General features: G+C 71.4%; 8 protein-coding genes. 5 read left to right on the forward strand and 3 right to left on the reverse strand.

Features of this window, described 5'->3' with window-relative positions; translation table 11 throughout:
• Positions 1-36 precede the first annotated feature (36 nt).
• Genes mtrB through mtnA form a run of 3 tightly spaced genes read right to left on the reverse strand, consistent with a single transcriptional unit; the run spans position 37 to position 3,896 of the window.
• Positions 37-2,052, reverse strand: a complete 2,016-nt coding sequence (gene mtrB, locus ACFVWY_RS30815; protein ID WP_389878117.1) for an MtrAB system histidine kinase MtrB — start codon at positions 2,050-2,052, stop codon at positions 37-39.
• A 1-nt stretch (position 2,053) separates the two neighbouring features.
• The gene (mtrA, locus tag ACFVWY_RS30820) at positions 2,054-2,743 is read right to left on the reverse strand and encodes a two-component system response regulator MtrA (protein ID WP_389878118.1); all 690 of its coding nucleotides are present in this window, start codon (positions 2,741-2,743) and stop codon (positions 2,054-2,056) included.
• 4 nt (positions 2,744-2,747) lie between these two features.
• Positions 2,748-3,896 carry an S-methyl-5-thioribose-1-phosphate isomerase gene (mtnA, locus tag ACFVWY_RS30825; RefSeq protein WP_389878119.1) on the reverse strand — a complete coding sequence of 383 codons (1,149 nt, stop codon included), beginning with the start codon at positions 3,894-3,896 and terminating at the stop codon, positions 2,748-2,750.
• 140 nt (positions 3,897-4,036) lie between these two features.
• On the opposite strand from mtnA, the gene ACFVWY_RS30830 reads away from it, so the two are divergent.
• The 5 genes from ACFVWY_RS30830 to ACFVWY_RS30850 are packed head-to-tail and all read left to right on the forward strand — an operon-like array spanning position 4,037 to position 9,493.
• Entirely contained in the window at positions 4,037-5,278 is a 1,242-nt protein-coding gene (locus ACFVWY_RS30830) for a hypothetical protein (protein ID WP_389878121.1), read from the forward strand.
• A gap of 4 nt (positions 5,279-5,282) precedes the next feature.
• Positions 5,283-5,966: a DUF4129 domain-containing protein gene (locus tag ACFVWY_RS30835; RefSeq protein ID WP_389878123.1), complete on the forward strand. Its 684-nt coding sequence runs from the start codon at positions 5,283-5,285 to the stop codon at positions 5,964-5,966.
• Positions 5,963-7,174 carry a DUF4350 domain-containing protein gene (locus ACFVWY_RS30840; protein WP_389878125.1) on the forward strand — a complete coding sequence of 404 codons (1,212 nt, stop codon included), beginning with the start codon at positions 5,963-5,965 and terminating at the stop codon, positions 7,172-7,174. Before ACFVWY_RS30835 ends, ACFVWY_RS30840 begins: the two co-directional genes overlap by 4 nt.
• Positions 7,171-8,172, forward strand: a complete 1,002-nt coding sequence (locus ACFVWY_RS30845; RefSeq protein ID WP_389878127.1) for an AAA family ATPase — start codon at positions 7,171-7,173, stop codon at positions 8,170-8,172. Before ACFVWY_RS30840 ends, ACFVWY_RS30845 begins: the two co-directional genes overlap by 4 nt.
• 10 nt (positions 8,173-8,182) lie before the next feature.
• The gene (locus ACFVWY_RS30850) at positions 8,183-9,493 is read left to right on the forward strand and encodes a DUF58 domain-containing protein (protein ID WP_389878137.1); all 1,311 of its coding nucleotides are present in this window, start codon (positions 8,183-8,185) and stop codon (positions 9,491-9,493) included.
• Positions 9,494-9,652: the final 159 nt, after the last annotated feature.

Genomic DNA, 9,652 nt, shown 5'->3' on the forward strand with positions numbered 1-9,652 from the left:
AGTCCCAGCACCCGCCCCCTGCCCTCGCCGCGAGGGTCAGTGCCCACGATTCGTCCCTCCCCGTTCCGGGTCCTGCACCACCGTGTCCGATTCGCCGCCCGGCCGCTCCTCGGCATGGCGTGCGACCACGCGCGCCCCGCTCCCGGGCAGGGCCGCCGGATGCACCGAGGCGGGCGCCGTCCGAGGCGCGGCAGGGGCCCGGGGCGGCCCGGGAAGCCTGTCCTCGCCGCCTGGCTGGTTCGGCACGGCCGTCAGCCGGTGCTCGCTCCCGGTCCTCGGCAGGGCGGGCCGTTCGCGGCGCTCCCGGTTGCCCCGAGAGTCCTCGGGCTCCAGCGGTATCGGCGACCCGCGCAACGGCTCGTCCGCCGTACGCGGCAGGGTCAGACGGAACTGCGAACCGCCGCCGGGCTCGCCCCACGCCTGCAGCCACCCGCCGTGCAACCGGGCGTCCTCCACCGCGATGGAGAGCCCCAGACCGGTGCCCCCGGTCGTCCGCGCGCGGGCCGGATCCGCCCGCCAGAAGCGGTTGAACACCCGCGTCGCCTCGCCGGGCTTGAGCCCCACGCCGTAGTCCCGGACGGCCACGGCGACCGCGCCGCCCGCCGCCCCCATCCGCACCACGACGTCACGGCCCTCGCCGTGCTCGACGGCGTTGACCACGAGGTTGCGCAGGACACGCTCGACGCGCCGGGCGTCGGCCTCCGCTATCACCGGCTGCTCGTCGCCGACCACCCGGATCCGGGTGCCCTTGCGCTCGGCCAGCGGCTCGGCCCCGCCGATCACCCGCCGTACGACCTGCCGCAGATCTATCGGCTCCGCCTCCAGGGCAGCGGCACCCGCGTCGAACCGGCTGATCTCCAGCAGATCCGAGAGCAGCGACTCGAACCGGTCGAGCTGATCACCGAGCAGCTCCGCGGAGCGCGCCGTCACGGGATCGAAATCGCTGCGCGCCTCATGGATGACGTCGGCGGCCATCCGTACGGTCGTCAGCGGCGTCCGCAGCTCGTGGGAGACGTCGGAGACGAAGCGCCGCTGCATCCGGGAGAGCTCCTCCAGCTGCTGGATCTTCAGCTGAAGGTTCTGCGCCATCTTGTTGAAGGCCTCGCCGAGGCGGGCGATATCGTCCTCGCCGGTGACCTTCATCCGCTCCTGCAGCCTGCCCGCGGACAGCCGCTCGGCGATACCGGCCGCCATCCGTACCGGCGTGACGACCTGCCGCACCACGAACCAGGCGATGGCGCCGAGCAGCGCGACCAGGAAGAGCCCGGCGGTCGCCAGCGTGCCCTTGACGAGCGTCAGCGACTTCTCCTCCTGCAACAGCGGGAAGAGGTAATAGAGCTGGTACGGGTTGTGATCGATGTCGTAGAGCCGCTTGCCCACGACCAGCCCTGGCTGCGGCGGCTGCCCGTTGGCGTACTGGATCTCGGAGTACGTCTGGTACGCCCCGGGCCCCTTGTTCACCTCGTCCCGCAGCCGCTGCGGGATGCTCACCGCCTCCACGCTGCCCGAGCCGCGCGGCGCGCGCGTTCCCTCGTCGGCGCTGAGCGCCACCACGTTGAAGGCGTTCTTCCCACCGCTGGCGAGCTGGTCGACGAGCTCGGTCCGCCAGGAGTTGTTCGCGGTGGCGCCGTCCGCGGGGTCACCGCGCTGGCCACCGGGGGTGAGCGGGGCGTTCGCCTTCTCCTGGGCCGCGGCGAAACCACCCGCCGCCTGGGTCTGGGCGGCCTTGCCCTTGGCCTCGAGCAGGCCGTTGCGTACCTGCCCGATCACGACCAGCCCGAGGAGCAGCACCACCCCGAGCGACATGAGCAGCGTGCCAGCGACGACCCGGAGCTGGAGATTGCGCCGCCAGAGCCGTACGGCGGGAAGCAGCGGACGCCGCACCCATCGCATCAGCAGGCGCGGCACGGGGCCACCGGGCGCCCGGTCGTGGAACAACCGGCCGCCCTGCAGAAGGCGCCCGAACCGGAACGCCTTGTCTCCTGGTCCGGCAGCCCGCTCCGCACGGGCTCCCGGCTCCCCGGGCTGCGGAGCAGCGCTACTCGGGGGCATGTCAGCTCGGTCCGGCCTTGTAACCGACGCCGCGGACGGTCACCACGATCTCCGGACGCTCAGGATCCTTCTCCACCTTGGAGCGCAGCCGCTGGACATGTACGTTCACCAGCCGGGTGTCAGCGGCGTGGCGATAGCCCCACACCTGCTCAAGCAGCACCTCGCGGGTGAAGACCTGCCACGGCTTACGGGCGAGCGCGACCAGCAGGTCGAACTCCAGCGGGGTGAGGGCGATGGACTGCCCCTCCCGCTTCACCGAGTGCCCTGCCACATCGATGACCAGGTCACCGATGGTCAGCTGCTCCGGTGCCGGCTCCTCGGACCTACGCAGACGTGCCCTGATACGCGCAACCAGCTCCTTGGGTTTGAACGGCTTCACGATGTAGTCGTCGGCCCCTGACTCCAGACCCACCACCACATCGACCGTGTCGCTCTTGGCAGTGAGCATGACGATCGGCACACCCGACTCGGCCCTGATCAGTCTGCAGACCTCGATGCCGTCCCTACCGGGCAGCATGAGATCCAGCAGGACCAGGTCCGGCTTGGCCTCACGAAATGCGGCAAGTGCCTTGTCACCGTCCGCTACGAACGACGGCTCGAAACCTTCACCACGCAGCACAATCCCGAGCATCTCGGCCAGTGCGGTGTCGTCGTCGACGACAAGGACGCGTCCCTTCATATTCGACATCATCCCATTAGCTAATCGTTACCTGCGATGACCTGGCACACAACGCTGCCAGTCCGGCCTCTGTGACCGGCGAAACCGCCCCTTCCTCCGTGACGATCGCCGTGACCAGCTCCGGCGGCGTGACATCGAACGCGGGGTTGTACGCGGGAGTTCCCCTTGGTGCCACGGGCAGCCCCGCGGCGCCCTGCCCCGCCACTCCGGCCTGCGGAGATGTGAGCTCCGTCACTTCGGTCGCCGGTCGCTGCTCGACGACGATCGAAGCGCCGTCCGCGGTGCCCAGATCCACGGTCGTGGTCGGGGCGACCACGATGAACGGTACGTGGTGATACTTCGCGAGCACCGCCAGCGGGTAGCTCCCCACCTTGTTCGCCACCGATCCGTCGGCGGCGATGCGGTCCGCCCCTATGAGCACGGCGTCCACCTCTCCCGCGGAGAAGAGCGAACCCGCGGCGTTGTCCGTGAGCAGGCTGTACGGCATTCCGTGGCGCGCCGCTTCGTACGCCGTCAGCCGGGCACCCTGGAGCAGCGGGCGGGTCTCGTCCACCCACAGCCGCCGCAGCCGCCCTTCCCGGTGCGCCCCGAGCGCTACCGCGAAGGCCGTGCCCTCCCCGCCGGAGACGAGCGCCCCCGTATTGCAGTGGGTCAGCAACCGGTGCCCACCGCCCCCCGGCAGCAACTCCTCCAGCAGGGCGAGGCCGTGCCGCGCCATACGCCCGCTGGCCTCGGCGTCCTCGCGGTGTAGCGCCCTGGCCTCGGCCAGCACCGCCGCCGCGGCCCGCTCCGCGTCCGCCCCCTTCCCGACCGCGTCCCGGTACGCCCCGGCGGCCCGCCGCGCCCCGTACCCCAGGTTCACCGCGGTGGGCCGCGCCCGGTCCAGCAGCTCCGCGGCCAGCGCCACGTCGTCCCCCTTCGCGGCCGCGAGGGCCACCCCGTACGCCCCCGCGATGCCCAGCAAGGGGGCGCCCCGCACCGCGAGCGTCCGGATCGCCCGGACGAGGGCGGGCACGTCGGCGCACACCAGCTCGACCTCCTCCGAGGGCAGTCGGGTCTGGTCGAGAATCGCCAGCGCGGGCCCCTCCGGGGGCTCGACCCAACGAAGTACAGGAGGCGCGGGAGGCTCACTGCCCACCGGCGATTGCTCGTTCTGATCAGCCATCCGCCCAGTCTGCCCGCTGAGCCGCCCGCAGATGAAGGTACGGAAGGACATGGAGCACCGGTCCGTACCGGAGCGGCGCGTGGCACGATGGCTGCCAGCCTGCCGCCCCGATCAGCGGGCGGAACCGTGAAGGAGCGCGAATGAACGACACTCCGGGTTGGGCCTCGCCCGGATCCGCCCCCTCCGAGGGCCAGGGCGCCAGCGTCCCCCGTCCCTCCGAGCCCCTCGACGGCAGCGGCCCGGCAGGCAGCGGGTCCTCCACCCAGCCGCCCGCCGGACAGTGGTCCCCGCCGAGCCCTCCTGGCACGGGCCCCGGCGCCCCTCCGCCCCCGGCGGGCTGGGGCGGCGGACCGCAGGGACCTGGCTGGGGCGGCGGACCGTACGGGCCTGGCTGGGGGCAGCCCCCCGCTGCGGCCAAGCCCGGCGTCATCCCGCTCCGCCCCCTCGGCGTCGGCGAGATCCTCGACGGGGCGGTCTCCGCGATGCGCACCCACTGGCGCACCGCTCTCGGCATCACCCTCACGGTGTCCGTGCTCGCCCAGACCGCGACCATCGCCATCGAACGCTTCCTGCTGCCGGCGCCCAAGCCGATCGACCCGAACGCCACCGGGCCGGAAGCGCTGCGACAGGTCGTCGACGACGCCCAGTCGGCCGCCTTCTACGACGTACCGTCCCTGCTCATCAGCATGATCGCCGTTCTGATCAGCACATCCTTGCTGACCGTGGTGGTCAGCCGTTCGGTGCTGGGCCGCCCGGTATCCCTTTCCGAAGCCTGGGCCGAAGCCCGCCCCAGGCTTCTTCCGCTGCTTGGGCTGATCCTGCTGCTGGTGCTGATCGGCTCCGGCGTCATGGCCGTGGGCATGCTTCCGGGCATACTCGCTGGCGGTGCCGCGGGGGCCGGACTCGCCCTCCTCGGCTTTGTGGCCGGGTTTGCCGCTTTCATCTGGCTGATGGTCCGCTTCGCCCTCGCTTTTCCGGCCCTGATGCTGGAGCGGCAGCCGGTCATCGCCTCCATGCGCCGCTCCGCGAAGCTCGTCAAGGGCGCCTGGTGGCGGATCTTCGGCATCCTGGCGCTGACCACGCTGCTGACGCTCATCGTGGCGCTGATCGTGGCGCTGATCATCAGCATTCCGCTCGGCGTCATCGCGGTGACCTCGGACGGCAACGAAGCCGGATCCGCCTTCATGACCAACTCCGCGGACTTCGGCTGGCCCTTCCTGATCATCTCCGGTATCGGCGGCGTGATCATCTCGATGATCACTTACGCACTCTCCGCAGGCGTGACGGTGCTGCTCTACGTCGATCAGCGCATCCGCCGCGAAGCGCTCGACCTCGAACTCGGCCGGGCCGCGGGCCTGCCCGGATACGACACCGGGAGCTGATGCCGTGTCGGGGGCGGGGGGCACCACAGCGGCACGGCTACTGATCCACGCGAGCGGCGGGACGCCCGTGGACACCCCACGCGTTCCCGCCCGCGAGGCCGCAGAGCGCGAACTGTCCAAACCGATGTACCACGAGAACGATCCCCACCTGCTCCAGCGGGGCCTCGACACACTCTGGGACTGGATCAGCGATCTCCTGGACACGGCCTCCCGCGCCGCGCCCGGGGGCCTGGTCGTGCTCGTGCTGGTCGTGATCGGCCTGGCTGCCGCGCTCCGGTGGCGGCTGGGCACTCCGCATCGCACCGCGCGATCCGCGCCGGGCCTCTTCGACGACCGCCCCCGCAGCGCGGCGGAGTACCGGCAGGCCTCCGAGGACCACGCCGCCGCGCAGCGCTGGAACGAGGCAGTCCAGGAACGGATGCGCGCCATCGTCCGGTCCTTGGAGGAGCGTGCCCTGCTGGACCCCCGCTCCGGCCGCACCGCGGACGAAGCGGCCGACGAGGCGGGCACCTGGCTTCCCGCACACGCACCCCGGCTCCGCGCCGCCGCCAGGGCCTTCGACGACGTCACATACGGTGGCCGCACCGCCGACCAGCCGGCATATCTGTCCCTACGAACGCTGGACGTCGACCTCGATGCCGCCAAGCCGCTCCTGGCAACCGCGGCGGCCCGAGGAGTGGCCCAGTGACCGGGGCAAGCGCCGCTCCCACCTCGGTGGCCCTCACCCCTCGCCAGATCTGGACCCGTGTCCGCGGCCTGCTCCTCGCCCTTCTCGTGCTCGTCGCCGCCGGGGTCGCCCTGGCGTCCTTCCGCTCCGGGGACCAGCACGGCCGCCTCGACCCCCGCTCCGCCGATCCCTACGGCAGCCGGGCTGTCGCAGAACTGCTCAGGGATCGCGGCGTCTCCGTCCACGTGGCCACCACGCTCGCGGACGCCACCGCCGGTCTCGGCCCCGACGCCACCCTGCTCGTCACCGCCCCCAATCTGCTGAGCCCCGGCCAGCGGAACGAGCTCCGCGCCGCAGCAGACGCATCGGCCGGCCGCACCGTACTCCTGGCCGCGGACACCCCGTCCCTGCGCACTCTGGCCCCCGGCGTCACGGCGAAGCCCGCCGGGCCGGTGGCCGCGCGCACTCCCGCATGCTCCCTGCCCGCCGCCCGCAGTGCCGGACGTGCCGAGACGGGAGGGCTCCGTTATGCCGCGCACGGACGCAACGCCACCGGCTGTTTCCCGGACGGCGGCCTCCCCACCATGCTCCTGGTCGAGCGGGGACCGGGCGAGACCGTACTCCTCGGCTCTCCCGACCTTCTTCACAACGCCAGGCTGGCCCATCAGGGCAACGCCTCCCTGGCCCTGCAACTCCTCGGTTCCCGCCCTCGTCTGATCTGGTACCTCCCCTCGCTCGCCGATCTCCCCGCTGCCGCCGAGGGCGGCGGTGGCAGCCCTGATACCGGCACCGCCGACCTCAGTATCGGTGACCTGATCCCCGGGGGCTGGCTGTGGGCCAGCCTGCAGCTCGCGCTGGCCGCTGTGCTCGCCGCCCTCTGGCGGGCCCGCCGCCTGGGGCCCCTGGTGGCCGAGAACCTGCCCGTGGCCGTCCGCGCCTCGGAATCCACCGAGGGCCTCGCCCGCCTCTACCGCAAGGCGAACGCACGCGACCGGGCTGCCGACTCTCTGCGCTCCGCCACCCGCACCCGTATCGCCCCGCTCATCGGCGTCTCCCCACATGACGCTCACTCCCCCTCCGTGCTCGTCCATGCCCTTTCTGCCCGCCTGAACAGCACCGACGACAGCCCCCAGACCGTGCTCTTCGGCCCCGCCCCGTCCGACGACGCCGCTCTCGTCCAGTTGGCAGACCGTCTCGACTCCCTCGAAAGAGAGGTACGCACGTCATGAGCGCCTCGCCCCCGGTGTCCGCCGAAGTCACCGAGTCCCTCGGCAACGGCGACGCAGCACGCGCTTCTCTGGAAGCGCTGCGCTCAGAGATCGCCAAGGCCGTCGTCGGCCAGGACCCGGCCGTCACCGGGCTCGTCGTAGCCCTGCTCTGCCGAGGTCACGTCCTGCTCGAAGGCGTCCCCGGGGTCGCCAAGACCCTGCTGGTTCGGGCGCTCGCCGCATCCCTCGAACTCGACACCAAGCGAGTCCAGTTCACCCCTGACCTGATGCCGAGCGATGTCACCGGCTCACTCGTCTACGACGCCCGCACCGCCGAGTTCTCATTCCAGCCCGGTCCCGTCTTCACCCATCTGCTCATTGCGGACGAGATCAACCGCACCCCTCCCAAAACCCAGTCCTCCCTCCTTGAAGCCATGGAGGAGCGTCAGGTCACGGTGGACGGAACCCCTCGGCAACTGCCCGACCCCTTCCTTGTGGCCGCCACGCAGAACCCCGTCGAATACGAAGGCACCTACCCACTGCCCGAGGCCCAGCTGGACCGGTTCCTCCTCAAGCTGACAGTGCCCCTGCCTTCGCGGGAAGACGAGATCAGTGTCCTCACCCGTCACGCTCAGGGCTTCAGTCCGCGCGACCTCGATGCGGCGGGCATACGCCCCGTAGCCGGCCTCTCCGACCTGGCGGCCGCCCGTAACGCGGTCGCCCGGACCACGGTCTCCCCCGAGATCGTCGGCTATGTCGTCGATATCTGTCGTGCCACCCGCGAATCCCCCTCGCTCTCCCGCGGTGTCTCCCCCCGGGGCGCCACCGCTCTGCTGTCGACCGCACGTGCCTGGGCCTGGCTCACCGGCCGGGACTACGTCATTCCGGATGACGTGAAAGCCCTGGCACTCCCCACACTTCGTCATCGCATCCAACTGCGGCCCGAGGCGGAGATGGAGGGTGTCACCCCCGACTCCGTCATCACAGCCGTCCTCGCCCACGCCCCCGTACCCCGATGAGGCGGTGACCGTGGCCCTGACCGGACGCACCGCCCTGCTGGCCGCCCTGGGATCACTCCCCGTAGGCATTCTGGCGCCCAGCTGGACCGGCTTGCTGGTAGTCAACGCACCGCTCTCGTTGGCAATTCTCTGCGACTACGCCCTGGCAGCGCCAGTGCGAACACTTCAGTTCACCCGGTCCGGTGACACAAGCGTTCGACTCGGCGAAACGGTCGACGTGCAACTCACCGTAATCAACCCTTCCCGCCGTCGGCTGCGCGCGCATCTGCGCGATGCCTGGCCCCCCAGCAGCTGGTCCGCGGGAGCGAAGCGAAACTCCTCGCGCCACACGTTCACGGTCCCGGCTGGCGAACGCCGTCGGCTGACCACCCTTCTGCGGCCGTCGCGGCGGGGCGACCGCCGGGCCGAGCAGGTCACCGTCCGCTCGTTCGGTCCTCTGGGCCTTGCCGCCCGGCAGGGCAGCCACCAGGTTCCGTGGACCGTACGAGTCCTGCCGCCCTTCACCAGCCGGAAGCATCTGCCGTCCCGCCTCGCGAGGCTGCGTGAGCTCGACGGCCGCACCAGCATCCTCGTCAGGGGTGACGGCACGGAGTTCGACAGCCTGCGCGCGTATGTACCCGGCGACGACACCCGGTCCATCGACTGGCGGGCCACTGCGCGCCAGTCCGCCGTTGCCGTACGCACGTGGCGCCCCGAGCGGGACCGTCACATCCTCCTCGTTCTGGACACCGGCCGGACGTCGGCGGGGCGTGTCGGGGACGTGCCCCGGCTCGATGCCGCCATGGACGCGGCCCTTCTGCTGATGACGCTGGCCACGCGAGCGGGCGACCGCGTGGACCTCCTCGCCTACGACCGCCGCGTACGCACACGGGTTCAGGGGCGGTCCGCGGGGGACGTGCTCCCGGCCATGGTGAACGCCCTGGCCCCCATCGAGCCGGAGCTCGTGGAAACGGATGCCCGGGGCCTCGTCGCGGCCGTACTAGCCGACACGCCTCGACGGTCCCTGGTGGTGCTGTTCACAGGCCTGGACGCGGCCCCAGTCGAGGAAGGACTGCTTCCTGTACTCCGTCGTCTCACCCAACGCCACACCGTGCTGGTGGCTTCCGTGGCCGACCCCCACGTCGAGAAGATGGCAGGGGCGAGAGGCACAGTGGACGCGGTCTACGAAGCGGCAGCGGCCACACAGGCCCAAGCCAGGCGGCTCCGCACTGCGGAACAGCTTCAGCGGCACGGCGCGGTGGTCGTCGATGCGACCCCTGACAACCTCGCGCCTGCCCTGGCCGACGCCTACCTCGCGCTCAAGGCGGCCGGGCGGCTCTGAGCGTCCGGCCGCTGCGGCGGTCCGCGTCCCGGCATACAACCTCGTACCCGGCCCGGTTCATATCTTCGGGAACGCGAAAAAGCCCCGTGTCCTGACGGACACGGGGCTTTCCCGAAAAGGAGTTCGGCGGCGTCCTACTCTCCCACAGGGTCCCCCCTG

Source organism: Streptomyces sp. NPDC058195, from assembly GCF_042883525.1.
Classification (GTDB): domain Bacteria; phylum Actinomycetota; class Actinomycetes; order Streptomycetales; family Streptomycetaceae; genus Streptomyces.